The organism is Colwellia sp. Arc7-D (assembly GCF_003061515.1).
GTDB lineage: Bacteria > Pseudomonadota > Gammaproteobacteria > Enterobacterales > Alteromonadaceae > Cognaticolwellia.
In genome coordinates this window covers 2041226-2058744 of sequence record NZ_CP028924.1, presented here as the reverse complement: position 1 = coordinate 2058744, position 17519 = coordinate 2041226, and the positions used below count along the sequence as shown (strand labels likewise).

The following is a 17519-nucleotide window of genomic DNA, read 5'->3' as shown; positions in this document are numbered from 1 at the left end:
TTAGCTAAATTATAGCGTGCATTATTTTGTCATTAATAAAGGGTATTACAGTCTATTATTGAGCGGAAACTCCGCCATCAATTGCGATACATTGGCCTGTCATGTAAGTATTAGCTGGCGATAACATCATCAGCATCATAGCGACAATTTCTTTAGGCTCACCTAAACGATGCATAGGTGCGCCTCTACTCATTCTTTTTTGTTGCTCTTCATCCGCAAAATTAGTCACCATAGGCGTTAAGGTAAAAAATGGGCAAATGGCATTAATTCTAATATTGTTACGACCATATTCTACAGCGCCAGATTTGGTTAGCCCGATAACCGCATGTTTTGCCATTGAATAAGCACTGCCTCGTGCTGCTCCACTAAGACCAGCCATTGAACTAACATTAAGAATGGCACCTTCGCCTTGTTTTAACATTTGTTGAATTTGATAACGCATACCAAATTGCACACCTTTAACATTAATGGCAAATTGGCTGTCCATTATTGACTCGTCGATGTCGTGCAATGGCATAAACTCATGTGCTACACCGGCGTTATTAACGCCGATATCGACACGTCCATAATTTTTAATGGCCGCATCTACCATGGCTTTACAATCTTCATTTTTTGATACATTGCAGGCAAGTGCTATAACTTCAGCTCCAGTGGATTTAATATCCTGAGCAACTTTTAATACCCCTGATTCATTAACATCACTGATCACAAGCTTCGCGCCACGCTTAGCTAGCTCTTCTGCTAGTAACTTGCCAAAACCTTGTGCTGCGCCTGTGATAACAGCGACTTTGTTAGTAAAATCTAATAGTGGATCCATGCTTATTCCTTACCTTAAAATTATGTTCTGACACGTTATTATTGTTATAGACTCGAACTTAGCCTGATGACACTTATGATTCTGCTGAGTTTGATGATTGCTCGATAATACTTAACGCCATTTGTGCAAGTGGCTCTACAAATGCCCCAACTTTATTGGCATGTTCATTGGATGCATTCCCCTCGGATGCTCTTTTTGCTACCCCTTGAACTATCGCAGACAACCTAAAAAAACTAAACGCTAAGTAAAAGCTCCAGTTTTCAATTTGCTCAATACCCATACGTTTACAGTAGTCAGCGACATATTGTTCTTCTGTTGGTATCCCTAAACTTTCCCTATCAACGCCTTTTAAGCCATCAATAGTACCCATACCTTGTGGCATACGTAGTTGCATACACTGGTAAGCTAAATCAGAATAAGGATGACCTAAAGTAGATAACTCCCAATCAAGTACGGCAATAACTTCGGGTTTATCTTTGGCAAACATCATGTTGTCTAAACGAAAATCGCCATGAACTAAACACACTTTTCCGTCGTCTTCGGGCAAGTGATTTTCAAGCCACAACATCAACTGATCCATGGCTTTTATTTCTTGTAACTCTGTTGAGCGATATTGCGAAGTCCAGCGACCAAATTGGCGTTCAAAATAATTGCCCGCTTTTCCGTAGTCTTGAAGCCCTACAGCATTAATATCAACACTGTGAAGCGCGACTAATGATTTATTCATCGCATCGTACATTTGGCTACGAACGGTATTACTGGTAATTTCAGCTAATGAAGCGCTCCAATAAACAATGCCGTCACAAAACTCCATCAAGTAAAACATTGACCCAATAATGCTGGTGTCTCGACACAGGTGATACACCTTGGCAACGGCAACGTCTGTCTCTTTTAATGCATCAAGAACTTCATATTCTCTATCAACCGCATGAGCTGACTTTAACAACTTCCCTGCCGGTTGGCTGCGCAGAACATAAGTTCCAGACTGCGCTGTTACTTTAAAAGTTGGATTTGATTGCCCACCACTAAACTTACTCAAGGTCATAGGACCCTTAAATCCTGTTACATGAGATTCAAGATATTGCGTAAGTTTTTCTACATCAAAAGTAACCGTCGCTGTCATACATATTCTCTTTATTTGTTGTCTTTAAGCCAGAGCTTTAATCTTTACCGGTTTTAACGTTAGGTAGATTTTTTAACTAAGTCTCGACCCAGTTGCATCATGTGTACTTGATCTGGCCCATCTGCTAAGCGCAAAGTTCTTTGACCAGCATAGGCATGTGCTAAGAAAGTATCTTGGCTGACACCAAGCGCGCCATGACACTGTATTGCCCGGTCGATAACATCAAGTGACATATTGGGTGCAACAATCTTGATCATGGCAATAATATCTTTTGCAGCTTTATTACCTTCAAGATCCATTTTTTGCGCCGCTTTTAAGGTCATTAAACGTGCTTGTTCAATTTGGCAAGCAGAAATGGCAATGTCTTCACGCACCGATTGCTGTTTAATCATGGGTCGACCAAAGACAATACGTTCATTAACACGCTTACACATTAAATCTAAAGCACGCTGTGCAATACCGATAGAACGCATACAATGGTGGATACGTCCTGGTCCTAAGCGACCTTGGGCGATTTCAAATCCTTTACCTTCACCAACAATAATATTTTCTACTGGTACGCGAACATTTTCGAAAGTAATTTCTGCATGCCCTTCTGGTGAGTCGTTATAACCAAAGACTTGCATCGGTCTCACTATGGTTACACCAGGAGTTTTCATGGGTACTAATACTTGTGATTGTTGAATGTATCGGTTGCTATTGCCTGGATCGGTTTTACCCATCACGATCATAATTTCACATTGTTTACGACATGCACCGCTGATATAAAACTTACGACCGTTAATAACATATTCGTCACCGTCGCGTTCTATACGCATTTCAATGTTAGTGGCATCACTTGAGGCTACTTCTGGCTCTGTCATGGCAAATGCGGAGCGAATTTTTCCTTCTAACAAAGGCTCTAACCATTGTTTCTTTTGCGCTTCGTTACCATATTTGGCTAATACTTCCATATTGCCAGTATCAGGTGCGGCGCAGTTAAATACTTCAGGTGCCCACATAATTTTGCCCATTAACTCTGCTAATGGGGCATATTCTAAATTGGTTAAGCCAGCACTATATTTACCGTAACTTACAGGCAAAAATAAGTTCCATAAACCTTGTGCTTTAGCCTTGGCCTTAAGTTCTTCCATTAATGGAGGCGTAGACCATGGATTTTCGGCGACTTGTTCATGCATTAGTGCTTCAACGGGATAAACATGCTCGTCCATAAACACAGTTACACGAGCAATTAATTCTTTTACTTTGTCGCTATATTCAAAATCCATGGGGGGATCCTTATATTTATTAATGACATTTAATATGTCAATTTATGTTAATACTTTTAATTCTAGATAATTGATTTATATAAACTATATGCTGAAACAATTAGCTCAGCTTCATCAATGCATCTTTATTAAATGGCGATATTTCGTCTTCTTTATTACTTTGAATTTTGTTGACCCACTCAGGATCCACTAACAAAGCTCGACCGATAGCAACTAGGTCAAATTCATCATTATTTAAACGCGTTAATAAACCTTCGATACCGGTAGGGTTTGATGTGCCTCCAAGATCAGCACTACCTTCACCAGTAAAGTCACTATCTAATCCCACACTGCCAACCGTGATAACAGGTTTATTGGTGAGTTTTTTTGTCCAACCAGCAAGGTTAAGATCCGAGCCTTCAAATTCAGGTAACCAAAAACGGCGGGTACTGGCATGAAAGACATCAACACCAGCATTACTTAATAGTGTTAAAAATGTTGCTAACTCTTCAGGTGTTTGGCAAAGCTTGGCGTTGTAGTCTTGCTGCTTCCATTGTGAAAATCTAAAAATTATTGGAAAGTCTTCACCGACAGCAACGCGAATAGCTTCTACTATTTCAACAGCGAATTGCGCTCTGTTTTCTAATGAGCCACCATATTTATCGCTACGTTGATTTGTGCCTTCCCAAAAGAACTGATCCACTAAATAACCGTGGGCACCATGCACTTCAATAGCATCAAATCCGATAGCCTTAGCATCTGACGCCGCTTGCGCAAACGAGGCAACGACTTCGTCAATATCAGCTTGGCTCATAGCGACACCATTAGGGGATCCTGGTTTATATAAACCCGATGGACTATAAGCGGGTATAGTTTTATCTGGACCAATACCTTCTTTTCGAACTGAGCCTACATGCCATAGCTGTGGTGCGATTTTTCCACCGGCTGCATGAACTTCATCGACCACAGTTTTCCAACCTGCTAGTGCTTCTTCGCCAAAAATGGCTGGAACACGTTCGTAACCATTAGCGGCTTTATGCGAGATAAATGTGCCCTCAGTGATGATTAGACCGACATTACCTTCTGCTCTTCGACGATAATATTTAGCTACATCTGCTGTAGGGATATAATTTGGTGAAAACGTACGTGTCATTGGTGCCATAACGGTGCGATTTTTTAATGTTAAACCACCAGCGGAGAATGACTGGAAAAGTTTTGCTGTTGCTGCGTTATTGTTACTCATAATTGTTCCTGAACTCTTATATTTACTGATTTGCTATACCACGGGTACAACAATTAACCGATTAAATAACCGCCATCAACATTAATGGCCGTACCTGTGGTGTAGCTCGAAGCATTAGACACCAAATACAAAACTGTGCCTGCCATTTCTTCAGGTTGAGCTACACGATTCATCGGAACATGTTGTAGCATTTGGTTAAGTATTTTAGGATTATTAACTAACGTTGAGGCAAATTTAGTATCTGTGCCACCAGGCAGTAATGCGTTAACGCGAATATTAAATTGTGCACATTCTTTAGCAAAGGTTTTAGTCATAGAGATAACAGCAGCTTTGGTTATCGAATAGATACCTTGATAATCGCCAGGTATAACACCATTGATAGATGCAACATTAACGATTGCGCCACCTGCATTTTTCTTCATTAATTTAGCGCCTAAAGTCGACATAAAAAAGTAACCACGAATATTAACGTCGACTGTTTTTTGAAATGCAGATAAATCAGTATCAAGTACATGACCAAAATAGGGATTTGCTGCCGCATTGTTGACTAAAATATCTAACTTACCGTGCTCTGATGAGATTTGTTCAAAGATAGCTTCTATTTGATCTAGCTCGCCAATATGACATGCAATAGCTTGTGCACTGCCACCTTCGGCAATTATCTGCTCAACAATAGCTTGGCAACCCTCAACTTTACGACTAGATACAATAACGTGGGCGCCGTTTTGCGCGAGTAATTTTGCAATATGCTCGCCAATGCCTCTGCTTGCGCCAGTAACTAAAGCAACTTTGCCCGTTAAATCGAATAAATTGGTACTCATATCTATCTTCCTATTTATAAATTTCTTGTGATCTATGTTTATCTAAACGTTACCCAGTCTGCACCCGCTTGGGTTAAATGAGCATAATTATTTAAATAATCAAGAGTGAGTTTATTTTTTGAATAAAATAATTTAGTTACGCCTGTATTACGTAATTGTTGAATAACTGCGAGTGTATTTTCATCTGATAGGCCGAGAATGTGCTGAACAAGTACCGAGATAGTGCCACCTGATGTAAAGATACAAATATTTTTAGCTGGGTTAAGATTCTCAGCGTTTTTTTTAATAAAGAGTTCTTGGTGCACAACATCTTGTAGCGCAGCAATGCACCGCTTTTTAAATTGTGACCAGCTTTCAATGTAATCGCTATCATACTTACCGCTAACCCAACGTTTAAGCGCAAGTGAAAACTCTTTTTGGAATATTTTATTCGCGTCAGGTTGTTGATTGTATTTAGCGGCAATGGCAGCAAAATCTTTCCATTGGGCATCATATCGCGTTAGCATATCGACATGATTAAATTCATTAAATCCAGAATGTAAAACCGTAGAAGGATGATTGCCTTGATAACCTTGTAAGAAATTTTTCAGTGTTTGCTCATGGCGTAGTAAGTCACCAGTAAAAACTTTATTAGGTGCTGACATTGCTTGCCAAAATTTACCCAATAACTCAGATTGACTAATGCCTTTAGCAGACAGTTGATCATAATCAGCTTTACCAAACGATGCTTGCCCATGACGAATAAGATAAATAGCTGACATAAGACTAATCCATCGCCATAGATAATGGAGGATTAGTAAATGTAAAAAACTTAACTACTTTCATTTGCGATTCTCCAACATGCATAACATGATTTAAAGAAATGATGTGATGAACTAACATCAGCCTATAAACCCATGTTAATCGCACCCTATAAATTAAACAAATGAATAGTTGTTATAACTTGTTATTCAAATTACGAATAATGCCATGTAGATTTTTAGTTGATGATTGCTCACTTTAGATAAGATTCAGGTACATGAACTTGAATATTAAATAAAACATAAAGTGATTTATTGTTTGAACTTTATTGATGTTATTGCTACTTACTTTGTAAGTTAACAACAGCCTTGCTAGGCAATGTAATACAATAAAGCAAGACTGTTGCTAAAAAATCAACACTAACTTATGTTAATAAAAGATGACTTAAAGGTTTATATGTAAACCTATTATTTCCATACTTTCAGTTAAAATTCATATGATAGTGTTGCACCAAATGTACGTGGCTGATTTGGGTACGCATTAAAGCTACCTGCTTGAATAGGTGGCGGGAACGCTGATAAGTAGTATTCATCATTATTTAAATTTCGTACCCACACCTGTAGGTGAACTCCATTTACAAAATTCAAACCTGCACTAGCATTTAAAGTACTTACTTCGCGTGTTAAAGACTCTGGTACGTTCTCAACGAGATGTACCTCACTCTCATATAAATAGTCTGTTCTTACATAGCCATATGCACCATTTTCAAGTTCATAACTATAAGTAATACCCGCAGTTATGCTTTGTTCATGAATACCCGCTGGTTTTTCGCCTGACAGATCTACTGGGCCAGTTAGCCCTGATGCACCTTCAAAAGCGTCATAAACAGGGTCAAGAAATGTTCCTGCTAAAGTAAATGACCAATTTTCTGTCGGGTTATAAGCCGCGTCAAATTCAAGTCCTTTAGTGCTTTGTTTACCCGCATTAGCTAACACATAGCCCGTACCAATGAATATTGAGGACTGAAAGCCTTCAATAGTTTGATCAAACAAAGTAATGTTAAATGCCCCTTTTTTGTATCGAGCTTTTAAACCCAATTCATAAACCTTTGACTCTTCAGGGGATGCATAACGGCCACCATAATTTTGATTTGCCATCGCAATACCTGCCGCATCTATACCTGACTGATCTCTGGCAAACGGGTTACTATTTCTAGATAAGTTCCACGATGATGCTTTAAAACCAGTTGCTGCAGATGCAAAAACATTTATATTATCGTTCACTTCATAAGCTAAGCGCATTGACCAAGTTGTTTTACTGTCATCTGTTCGGTGCTGCTCAACGGCATTCGGTAAATTCAACATGGGTGGTAAAAACTGTAAACTTTTTAATGTTGGAATGGCAGGCGCTAAGGTAGGTATAAATGTTAAAGGAACGTTGAATACGGTTAAATCTGTGTCTAAATTAATACCCGAAAGTACATCACTATTTATTTGGTTTATTGATAATTCTTTTTCATCTTTGGTAAAGCTAACACCAAAAATAGCCGTTAGTTCATCTGAAATATGATAATCAAAGTTTGCAAATATAGAATAGGCGTCATTTTCTTGCTTAAATTCTGAATTGACTGATGATTGATTTGAAAAAAAAGTGCCAGGCTCAAGTCCATATACCCCTTCAACTCCCCCTAATAACCCAGCGGCTCCACCAGCGGCCATTAAAACATCAAAATAATTTCTGATATCATTGCCATAAAATAAGGTATCACCAGTTTCAACATCTTCAGTGAAAATATAGGCACCTACCATCCATTCTAGCCTTTGGGTAGCCGTCGACGTTAAACGGAACTCCTGTGTTGTGGTATCAATTTCGGTATGACCACCTTCTTGAAGTATATCTAAAGACGTATAATCTACGTCATTGTAAAAATTTGAATCGTTGCTACGTATTGCTGTAATAGACGTAAAAGTGTAACGGTCAAAATCGACATCAACTTGTAATGATACCCCACCATCTTCAACTTGATTATTCGGGTCAACATTAAGTGATGATTGATAAGAGAAAGGGTTAGTATCTTCTAAAACAATGCCTCCTAACGCACGTACTGCGCCAGTTGTTGGTCCGTTTATAACATCAGCAACGGTACAACAAGCTTCATCGATTTCGCTGTAATCAGCAATAAATCGTAATGTTATATTATCGGTTGGTTCGTATAATGCTTGCCCACGTATATTCCAACGGTCACGATTGTTAATTTCATTTAACCCGACAACGCTGTCGGTATATCCATCTCGTTTGTTATAACCACCCGACAGGCTGATAGCTAACTCGTCGGTTATACCATTTGTAATATAACCTTTCGCTAATTGTTGATTATAGTTTCCAATGCCAAGCTCTACTTTACCTTGCAAATCATGAGAGGGAGCTAATGTACGAACACTGATCACACCTGCTGAAGCATTTTTACCAAATAAGGTACTTTGTGGACCACTGAGTACTTCTATTTGTTGTAAACGTGGTAAATCACCAATTTGAGCCGCAGCGCGTGATCGATAAACGCCATCAATAAAAACCCCTACTGACGGTTCGATACCGGTATTATTAGTACCGTTACCAAAGCCACGAATTGAAAAGTTAGTGTTAGTTGAACGTTGTAAGGGGGTAACTCTTAATGTTGGCACCAACGTTTGTAAGTCATTTATATCTAATATTTTTGCTTGTTCAATAGCTTGGCTACTCACCACGGTAACAGCAACAGGTGACTCCTGTAGACCCTTCAGTCGCTTAGATGCTGTGATCATAATCCTTTCTACATCTTCACTATCATCTTTTGCAGGTATGTTTGTTTGTTCAGCGTTAGCACTGATTGCACTGATCATTGCTGAAACGAGTATTGTTTTTTTAAAATACTTTGTTGTTAATCTTTGTTTCATCTTGAATCCCCAGTATTACTTTAAATACCTATATTTAGATATTTAATGTATTTCATCCTGCTCAAATACATTGTTTGAGCATGAATTATTATTAAATCCGATTTAGCCTTAATGAATAAACCGTACTTATGCACCATACATAAAATACTCATGGTGCGTGCAGCACATTTTTTGTACTACTTTATATGCTAGTGTAGAAATTAAATTAAACAAATGAATAGATTTAATAATGTATTATTCTTATTATGCATACTGTAACTTGCTGGGCTTAATGATAATTGATCAATAAAGTGGAGATAGTATGAAGGTAGACTTAAATTTATTTGTGGTATTTGAAGCCATTTATTGTGAAGGTAATATTACTAAAGCGGCATCAGCTTTAAACTTATCACAGCCTGCAGTGAGTCACTCTTTAAGCAAACTTCGCCATAATTTTGATGATGCTTTATTTATTCGTCAAGGTAATGAAATGCGGCCAACGCCTGTAGCAAACAATGTTATTGCCGACGTTAGAGAAGCATTACAGCAATTAAAAGTCTGTTTGGCGCAATCTCGACAATTTGAACCTTTAGTCTCTAGAAATAACTTTAATATATCTCTTCATGGTGGATTAGAGGCATCATTTTTACCGCCACTGATGCAACGAATAAAGAAAGAAGCCCCTTTAATCAATTTACAAAGTAGCCGACGCGTTAATCGCAGCGAATTAGAAAATAAACTAGCCAGTGGTGATATTGATTTAGCGATAGACACTTTGGTCCCCGTTAGTGACAATATTTTACATACACAATTAGATCAAAATAAACTCGTTGTTCTAGTACGTAAGAACCACCCTATTGTAAAGTCTGTACTCGATTTAGATACCTATCTATCCCAAGATCATGTTTTAGTTTCATCTCGCACAATCGGGCCAAGTATAGAAGACTTTGAGTTAGGTCGATTGGGTTTACAGCGAAAGATTGGTCTTAGGTGTCAACATGCATTTTCTGCTTGCCAAGTAATTGCTCAGAACAACATGTTATTAACTCTGATTGAAACAACAGCGAAGATGTATAGTGAAGTGCTTGATTTAGTTATATTTCCTTTACCTGTAAGCTTGCACGATATTGACGTTCATTTATATTGGCATAACAATGTTGACTTTGATCCAGCGAACAAATGGCTCAGAAATCAGATTATTCAAACAACTTCAAATACATAAGTTAACGTTAAGTATTGTTTGTAGGTAAATAGTTTTGGCTTTATTTTTAGCTGGAGTTAACTTTTATTCATCAGGGTGAAACCATATTTCAATTTCATCTGTTACGACGTTAAATTTAGCACTGTGATCGACATTTGCGGGCACATGGTACCACTGCCCAACTTTTATATGTTGAGTTTCACCTTGCATAGTCAACTGTAATTCGCCACGCGTTATCACACCATAGTTATCCGTGTCGTGTTGATGAGGTGGTATTTCTGTTCCTGCTGGGTAAGAGGCAAAAAGCACATCACTGCCATTTGCCGCTAATTTATATGCGTCAAACCTGCCGTCAAATAGTGGAAGTGTTTTTATCTTGCTTGGATATTCGCCTGCCATTAGCTTTCCTATACTGTTTCTATAAAAGATATAATGTGCAATTTAAAGCGTTATATTCAAGCTTTATTTAGTACAACAGACAATATAATTAGGTGGTTTTTTGAAAGGAGACTCATCGTAATACTACTGCAATTTACTCCATTTATTAATAATAGCGTCTAACTCACCAGATTTTTTTAGCTCGCTAATTGCGTCATCAATCATGTTTACCGTTTTAGGGTCTACTGAATGTTTACTAAACATGAAGTGAATACCTGATTGATAAATAGTTATTTTATGCTGCTCAAATTCGCCGTTCATTTGATATTTGTTTGAGAACGCTGTAATGGTGGCAGGGTCAACTAAAAAACCATCAATATGACCTTGCATCAGTAATGTTACATTTTCTTCAATATCAACAACTTCAATGATATGTTCTTGAAAATTAGTGGTTTTCATTAATTCTTTGTACGCTTCTCCATAATAATATCCACTCTCTACCCCTATCATATAATCACTATTTATAAGATCAGATAAAGTGTCTAATTTAATCGCTTTAGTTTGGCCACTTCTGACATATAGATTAACTGTTTCTTGCCTATAAGCTTGTGTAAACATAGCATAGTGTAACCTTTCTTCACTATATGACGCGCCCATAGCAACATCCAATTCACCTAATTTTATATAGTGTAGATGTCGTTTCCACGGTAATTCAGTATAAGCGGTTTCATAACCAACTTTAGCCAAAATAGTATTAAAAATTTCAAAATCTAAACCCACGAGATCTTGTTGACTAGTTCGATATTGATATGGGTACCAGAGTTCCCAACCGACCTGTAACTCTTTAGCATTGACGGTAATGTTGATAATAAGTACAAAAATGATAAATAAGTTTTTCATGTTATGCCTTTCATACCTTGTTCATTACCGACTTAGCTAATAGTAGACCTTATAAATTTGAAGGTTTTAATTTTAGCACCAATGCAGGGTCTAACCTCATGTTGAACCAGTTAACTCGCCAATCTAAATGTGGTCCTGTTGCTCTGCCACTTGCGCCTACTGCTGCGATTAGTTCACCTTGCTTAACATCATCACCTTCTTTAACGTATGAATCGCTTAAGTGTAAAAATGTTGAAGTAACGCCGTGTCCATGATCAATAATCATAGTACCACCCGAGTAAAACATGTCAGCTACATACATTAATATTTTACCGTCTGCAGGAGATTTTACCGGATCGCCTTTTTTACCCGCATAATCTAAACCATAATGTGGTGTTTTAGGTACACCATTATAATAACGTTGACTACCATATACACCGGTAATTATGCCATCAATAGGCGCGATAAAGCCTTGAGAAAATGCCGTTAAATCGCTATCAACCTGGCGCGCAGCTCTAATTTTTTTATTATCTTCCCCAACTCGGCTGATGGCTTTTTTGTTGGGGTTCATAATTTTTTTCGAAATACCATTCACACGTTGAATGTTATAATTTCGCTTTAAAGGTTTTAGTAAACGCTTTTCAGTTTCACCACTTGGGCTTATGATCAATAACTCACTGTTATTTTTCTCATCTCGGCTAAAACCCAAAGCATAATCGCCCTGCTTAGAAACCTTAATTTTATTTCCATTTAACGTTACTGTGTTTTCTGGCTTCGTTTTACCCACAATCAGTGAACCTTGAAAAAACGGTTCACTTGATATGGTTTCTGCTTGTGTTGATACAACATTTGCAAATAACAAACCAGATACAATATACAGCTTTAATAACATTGTTCTGTGTTTACCCATGAGCAATAGCACCTTTTGCAACACCTTCAAATGCAACAACTTTAAATTCATCATTAGGTGATTGCTTTTTAAGTTGTCGAACAATAAAGTCAGCAAGTAACTCCACCGTTGAATCGCAATCAACCACATCTAATATGTTACTTGGTACCGCAATATCAAATCGGCCTTGCGGTGCATAGTAAGAAAATAATTGGTGATCGGGTGTCAAATTAGCACGAGCTACTTCAGATAACTCTAAATCACTTAGCGCTATACGATCAGCTTCACTGGCAAGGTAAATATCTTGCCAACGTAAACTCCACACCTCTTCAAGTGCTGATGAACGTTTACCATTTTTATAGATATGAATTTTAGAGCGATGGCCATGGGCAATGCGCTGACAATTACCGTCGTGAAGTTTCAAGCCATGGGTATAATGATAGTAGGCACCATCAATAACTTCTGGTCTTAAATTTAGCGTTAAGCCTTGAACATTTTTAGGTAAATGCGTAAGAATTATGGTCGTTAAATATGCGGTAACTGACTCTATATCTATTTGCTTAGTGTCTATTTTTGCAAAAGCACAACTAGGTGACTGTAAATAGTATGCACCTTGTTTTGATTCAAAATTTACAAACTCATGACCATCTCTTTGCGTTGAGGGCTCTGCATTAATACTATTATCTTGCATTGGCAAGAGTAATTTATGATCAACAGCATCATCAATAATGGCTTTGATTTGCTTTTTAACCACAGCAAAATCTAGCACCATGCTCATTTCATTTAAACTTCCATCAAGTAAAACATCTACAATCCAGCTTTCACCCACTATGCCACGTGCACTACAACAATAAGAGAAGTCGATTACGGTTAAATCATTTACAAATAACTGCATTTATTATTATCCCCCTACTATTTCACTTGCCAAGCGATGGTTTCATCTGCACGAATAGGTACAACAACATCACCACCAAATGCCATGGTTGCTGGTACGTTCCAAGCTTGTTTCACTAAGGTTATTTTATCGCTATTTACTGGTAAGTTATAAAACTTAGGACCATTCAAGCTAGCAAAACCTTCAAGCTTATCAAGTGCACCGGCTTGTTCAAATGCTTCTGCATAAAGTTCAATAGCGGCATGCGCTGTGTAAGCACCGGCACATCCACATGCTGCTTCTTTAGCACCTTGTGGATGCGGCGCAGAATCTGTACCTAGAAAAAACTTTTCGCTACCACTGGTTGCCGCTTCAATTAAGGCATGTTGATGAGTATTACGCTTCAATATAGGTAAACAGTAAAAATGAGGACGAATACCGCCAACTAACATGTGATTACGGTTAAATAACAAATGATGAACGGTAATGGTTGCCGCAACGTTATCACTGGCTTCTTTAACGAAATCAACCGCATTTTTAGTCGTAATATGTTCTAAAACAATTTTTAATGTTGGATACTTTGCAACTAATGGGCGCAAAATAGTATCAATGAAGATAGCTTCACGATCAAAAATATCAATATCATGATCCGTTACTTCACCATGTACCAATAATGGCATGTTAACTTCTTCCATTGCGGCTAAAACTGGCGCAATGTTATCGACGTTAGTAACACCTGAAGAAGAATTGGTGGTTGCACCTGCGGGATAAAGCTTCGCGGCGTATACAATACCCGATGCTTTAGCGGCTTTAATATCTTCAGCCGTAGTCTTATCCGTTAAATACAGCACCATTAAAGGTTGAAATTGCTTACTCGGATTAGCAGCCATAATACGTTGATGATACTGGGTTGCTAATTCTGCATTAGTTACTGGCGGTACAAGGTTTGGCATTATAATAGCGCGACCAAAGTAGCGACTAATATCAGCAACGGTATTATTTAAGGCTTCACCGTCACGTAAATGTACATGCCAGTCGTCTGGTCTAGTAATGGTTAATGTGCTCATTTTTTTCCTAATTTTTTCATTTGCTATCGCTTAACTTCAGCAATAGGATTTATATATGGTTGATGCCTAACTGAGTGAACGTTAATTATTCGCTTTCTGAATGTTGCGTTTGCTCTAGGCTCGAGTTTTCATTATTTTGCGCTGTAGCTTGGTTTGAATTCGCGCTTTGATTAGCATTACTTTCCATTAATGCTAATAATTGATCTTTTAAATTTGGCGGTACTTTATAAATAGTAATGCTTTCATTAGCGGGGCTATAAACAACATCTTGACCAAAATGGCTACGCTCAAAACTCAAACTAATGCCGTTACCATAGCCTGCATATTTAGTCACTTTATTGACTACAGCTTGGTCATGCGGAAATGACTCTTCAATTGGATATGATTGCTCTTGGCAGAATTTATAAAAGTCTTGTCCACTTTCTTCTGTTTTAATTACATTACCAATTTCTTGCAATGACACATCCTGCGCTGACTCTTTTTGCTCTTTACAGTAACTTAATAGCTCTTTACGCGTTTGTTGCTTTTCATTCGCGTCAAACTGATTAACGGCAACATAGTCTTCAACGGCTTGTACTAAGGTTTGGGTTTGCTCTTTCGAGTTTAGCCCTTCTTCACAACTTAAAAAGTCTAAGAAAAAATCAGATACTTTTCTGCCTGCACGGCCTTTAATAAATGAAATGTAACGGTTGCCCTCAGCATTATTTTGATAATCGAATAAATCAATTCGAGCCGCTAACTGTAATTTATTGGTATCAAGATGCTGATCCGCTGAAATATTTAATTCACCATCAACAGAGTAATGTTCAGAAATAGGAATAATAGCCACCAGTAAATAACGACCGCCCATATATTCATAATGACAAACAATTAAATAACCCGTTTCAGCTAGGTCATATTTTTCTAATTCATTTTTAAGTAAATTACCGGCTTGGCCACTAAATTGATGAAAAGTTTGCGCATCACTTAAATAACTTTCCATAACATCAACAAATCGGGCACTGTCGCCTTCAGCTGGCATTGATGAAAAATGTCCGTAAGCCTTACTACCTTTACTATTATAAATTTTATGTAGTGCATCAACAAAACTTTCTATTTTGCTACTCGCCGCAACGTTTTCAGGCCCTAACCTGAGTACAACTTCACCTGTTTCTTCTTTTTTTGATAAAAAATGCAGTGTTATATTCGAAATTATTAAGCTCATAGATAAAGGCCAGTATTATATTGTTCGGGCATTTGATAAACTTAAGTCAGTTTATTCAATTACCATTAAGTGTTTAAGATGCCTATTGTATCCAAGTATTCCAACGAACGTGTAGAAAAAATTATTAAAGATTTGCTTGATGTACTCGTCAACGAGTCTGCAACCCCTGATCTAGCGCTGATGTGCTTAGGAAACACCCTAACTGAAATTATTATAAATAATGTTCCTAAAAAGGAACGAGAAGCAATAGTAAACAATTTTACCAACGCATTAAAACAATCTATACAAAATTCTAAATAAAAAGTATAAATAATAAGCGACATTCCTCAACAATAATAAGAGTATTTACGACGCAATGGCTTCATTTGAATCTAAACCCTATAGTAAGCGCCTATTACAGTTAGTTAGTTGGAGCCACTGGTTCACTTTTTTTAATATTATTGCGGCGATATTATTATCGTCAATTTATGTATTTAGTGAATCAATGCCCGAGACTTTATTAGGCCAAACGTATTTAGTTACTACGTGGTTAAGCCATATGGCTTTTCTAACCTTTATGAGTTTCGTACTCATTTTGTTTCCGATCACCTTATTGTTTCCTCGCACTCGGTTTATTCGAGTTACCGCTTCCATTATTTTTACCATTGAACTATTACTGCTTTTATTAGATGCCTTTATTTATAATCGTTTAGGTTATCATTTAAATATTTCATCAAGTGCACCAATACTTGAGCTTATTACCAACGAAATTCAACAAAATAGCCGAGTTTTTTGGTTCGTTAGTTTAGTGTTAACCATGGTTATTTTGTCGTTTGAACTTATTACGTCAAACTATGCATGGAAACACTTAAAAGATTTACAAAAAACCATTTTTGCACGCTTTATTGTTATTCCACTTGTTAGCTTTTTCTTTTTTAGTCACATTATTCATATTTGGGCTGATGCTAATCTTGAATATGATGTGTTGCGTCAAGATACCGTATTACCGTTGACTTATCCGTCTACGGCAAAAACCTTATTAACTAAATATGGCATGTTCGACAGAGTTGATTATATTGCTCGTCGTACTAGCCCGTTAGCCTTTACTGATGCCGTTCCTCAGTACCCGCAATATCAGGGTCAATGCCCGAATGATTCCGCCTTAAAACAATCAGTTTTCATGGTAATTACCGACCAAACCTTACAAGTTGAACAGTTGGATAAAATTAAGCAAAGAGTCAAGCATGGCATACTCTCGCTGGATAATCATGTGGATAACGCGTTACCAAAAGATGCTTGGTTTAATCTGTTTTATAGCTTGCCGAGTATTTATAAAGAATCGTTAATTGAACAACATGCTCAACCATTACTTTTTCAGATTATAGAACAAAAAAATCTTGCTAAATCGTTTACTATTATTGGTGAAGATAACAGTGAAGCGTCAATCATTAACTCAAATGGCTTACTGAATATTACTAATGAATTATTCTCTAGCACAACGAAACTAAATGATATTTCTAGCTTAATTTTTGCTGATAAATTGAATAGCTACTCGCCAGGCTTACACGTATTTTACTTTAAAGGTGACAATAGTTATCAGTATGAACTGTTTTTAGATGCTTTAATGTCAGCACAAAATAAACAGCAAAATGATAATGAAATTAACGATATTCTTTGGATCAGCTCGGTTGGTAACAGCACAATAGATACAAGCTTATCAACTAAACCTGCGTTATTTGTTTTACCTGAAAGTAAGAATACGTTTATTAATAACCTGACAAGCCATATGGATGTTCAGCCCACCTTAATTAAACGTTGGTTAGGTTGTGATATTGATGAAAAAGGCTATAGCAATGGCACTGACATCAAAGCGTTAACTTATGACCGCATTATTGCGAATACTATGGACAATGGCATTGTTGTTTTTAATAAAGATAAATCAATGTTTGTTGACCAAAATGGTAACTTCCAAAGTTATTCTATTCAGCTTGCCGCGCCTATTACGGCAAAACCTGACTTTCCATTAATGATTGATGGTGTTAATTTTATTAAGCAATTCAGTAAGCAAGCACAAAGTGTACAATAATTAGTCGCTTAGCTTAACGGTAACGTTTTTTAATTGCATTCGACTCATAAATCATTAA

At 37.3% G+C, this 17519-nt stretch carries 16 protein-coding genes; 3 read left to right on the top strand and 13 right to left on the bottom strand.

Annotation, left to right across the window (positions count from 1 at the left end; translation table 11 throughout):
• Positions 1 to 55: 55 nt before the first annotated feature.
• The 7 genes from DBO93_RS09030 to DBO93_RS09000 form a co-directional block, all read right to left on the bottom strand.
• Entirely contained in the window at positions 56 to 817 is a 762-nt protein-coding gene (locus tag DBO93_RS09030) for an SDR family oxidoreductase (RefSeq protein ID WP_108456050.1), read from the bottom strand.
• A 73-nt stretch (positions 818 to 890) separates the two neighbouring features.
• The gene (locus DBO93_RS09025) at positions 891 to 1940 is read right to left on the bottom strand and encodes a phosphotransferase family protein (RefSeq protein WP_108456049.1); all 1050 of its coding nucleotides are present in this window, start codon (positions 1938 to 1940) and stop codon (positions 891 to 893) included.
• A 59-nt stretch (positions 1941 to 1999) separates the two neighbouring features.
• On the bottom strand, positions 2000 to 3208 hold the full coding sequence (locus DBO93_RS09020; RefSeq protein ID WP_108456048.1) for an acyl-CoA dehydrogenase family protein: 1209 nt from the start codon (positions 3206 to 3208) through the stop codon (positions 2000 to 2002).
• 100 nt (positions 3209 to 3308) lie between these two features.
• Entirely contained in the window at positions 3309 to 4430 is a 1122-nt protein-coding gene (locus DBO93_RS09015) for an NADH:flavin oxidoreductase (RefSeq protein ID WP_108456047.1), read from the bottom strand.
• 53 nt (positions 4431 to 4483) lie between these two features.
• Complete coding sequence (locus tag DBO93_RS09010; protein ID WP_108456046.1) at positions 4484 to 5251, bottom strand: SDR family oxidoreductase; 768 nt, start codon at positions 5249 to 5251, stop codon at positions 4484 to 4486.
• A 38-nt stretch (positions 5252 to 5289) separates the two neighbouring features.
• The gene (locus tag DBO93_RS09005; RefSeq protein ID WP_108456045.1) at positions 5290 to 6012 is read right to left on the bottom strand and encodes a histidine phosphatase family protein; all 723 of its coding nucleotides are present in this window, start codon (positions 6010 to 6012) and stop codon (positions 5290 to 5292) included.
• Between the two features lie 465 nt (positions 6013 to 6477).
• On the bottom strand, positions 6478 to 8925 hold the full coding sequence (locus tag DBO93_RS09000) for a TonB-dependent receptor (RefSeq protein ID WP_108456044.1): 2448 nt from the start codon (positions 8923 to 8925) through the stop codon (positions 6478 to 6480).
• Positions 8926 to 9226: 301 nt separating this feature from the next.
• Between DBO93_RS09000 and DBO93_RS08995 the strand changes: the two genes are divergently transcribed.
• Positions 9227 to 10126, top strand: a complete 900-nt coding sequence (locus DBO93_RS08995; RefSeq protein WP_108456043.1) for a LysR family transcriptional regulator — start codon at positions 9227 to 9229, stop codon at positions 10124 to 10126.
• A 63-nt stretch (positions 10127 to 10189) separates the two neighbouring features.
• Here the strand turns inward: DBO93_RS08995 and DBO93_RS08990 are convergent, their stop codons facing one another.
• The 6 genes from DBO93_RS08990 to yejK form a co-directional block, all read right to left on the bottom strand.
• Positions 10190 to 10504, bottom strand: a complete 315-nt coding sequence (locus DBO93_RS08990; protein ID WP_108456042.1) for a cupin domain-containing protein — start codon at positions 10502 to 10504, stop codon at positions 10190 to 10192.
• Positions 10505 to 10627: 123 nt separating this feature from the next.
• Positions 10628 to 11383, bottom strand: coding sequence for a transporter substrate-binding domain-containing protein (locus DBO93_RS08985; protein ID WP_108456041.1), 756 nt, complete (start codon positions 11381 to 11383; stop codon positions 10628 to 10630).
• A gap of 49 nt (positions 11384 to 11432) precedes the next feature.
• Positions 11433 to 12272: a M23 family metallopeptidase gene (locus tag DBO93_RS08980; protein ID WP_108456040.1), complete on the bottom strand. Its 840-nt coding sequence runs from the start codon at positions 12270 to 12272 to the stop codon at positions 11433 to 11435.
• Positions 12265 to 13146: a 6-carboxytetrahydropterin synthase gene (locus DBO93_RS08975; protein WP_108456039.1), complete on the bottom strand. Its 882-nt coding sequence runs from the start codon at positions 13144 to 13146 to the stop codon at positions 12265 to 12267. The genes DBO93_RS08980 and DBO93_RS08975 overlap by 8 nt, the downstream gene beginning before the upstream one ends.
• A gap of 17 nt (positions 13147 to 13163) precedes the next feature.
• Positions 13164 to 14192 (bottom strand): dihydroorotase, encoded by a 1029-nt coding sequence (gene pyrC, locus DBO93_RS08970; protein ID WP_108456038.1) that lies wholly within the window; start codon positions 14190 to 14192, stop codon positions 13164 to 13166.
• An 85-nt stretch (positions 14193 to 14277) separates the two neighbouring features.
• The gene (gene yejK, locus DBO93_RS08965) at positions 14278 to 15396 is read right to left on the bottom strand and encodes a nucleoid-associated protein YejK (RefSeq protein WP_108456037.1); all 1119 of its coding nucleotides are present in this window, start codon (positions 15394 to 15396) and stop codon (positions 14278 to 14280) included.
• Between the two features lie 78 nt (positions 15397 to 15474).
• On the opposite strand from yejK, the gene DBO93_RS08960 reads away from it, so the two are divergent.
• Positions 15475 to 15696 (top strand): DUF1414 domain-containing protein, encoded by a 222-nt coding sequence (locus DBO93_RS08960; RefSeq protein WP_081153610.1) that lies wholly within the window; start codon positions 15475 to 15477, stop codon positions 15694 to 15696.
• A 55-nt stretch (positions 15697 to 15751) separates the two neighbouring features.
• Positions 15752 to 17461 (top strand): DUF3413 domain-containing protein, encoded by a 1710-nt coding sequence (locus tag DBO93_RS08955; protein WP_108456036.1) that lies wholly within the window; start codon positions 15752 to 15754, stop codon positions 17459 to 17461.
• Positions 17462 to 17519 lie beyond the last annotated feature (58 nt).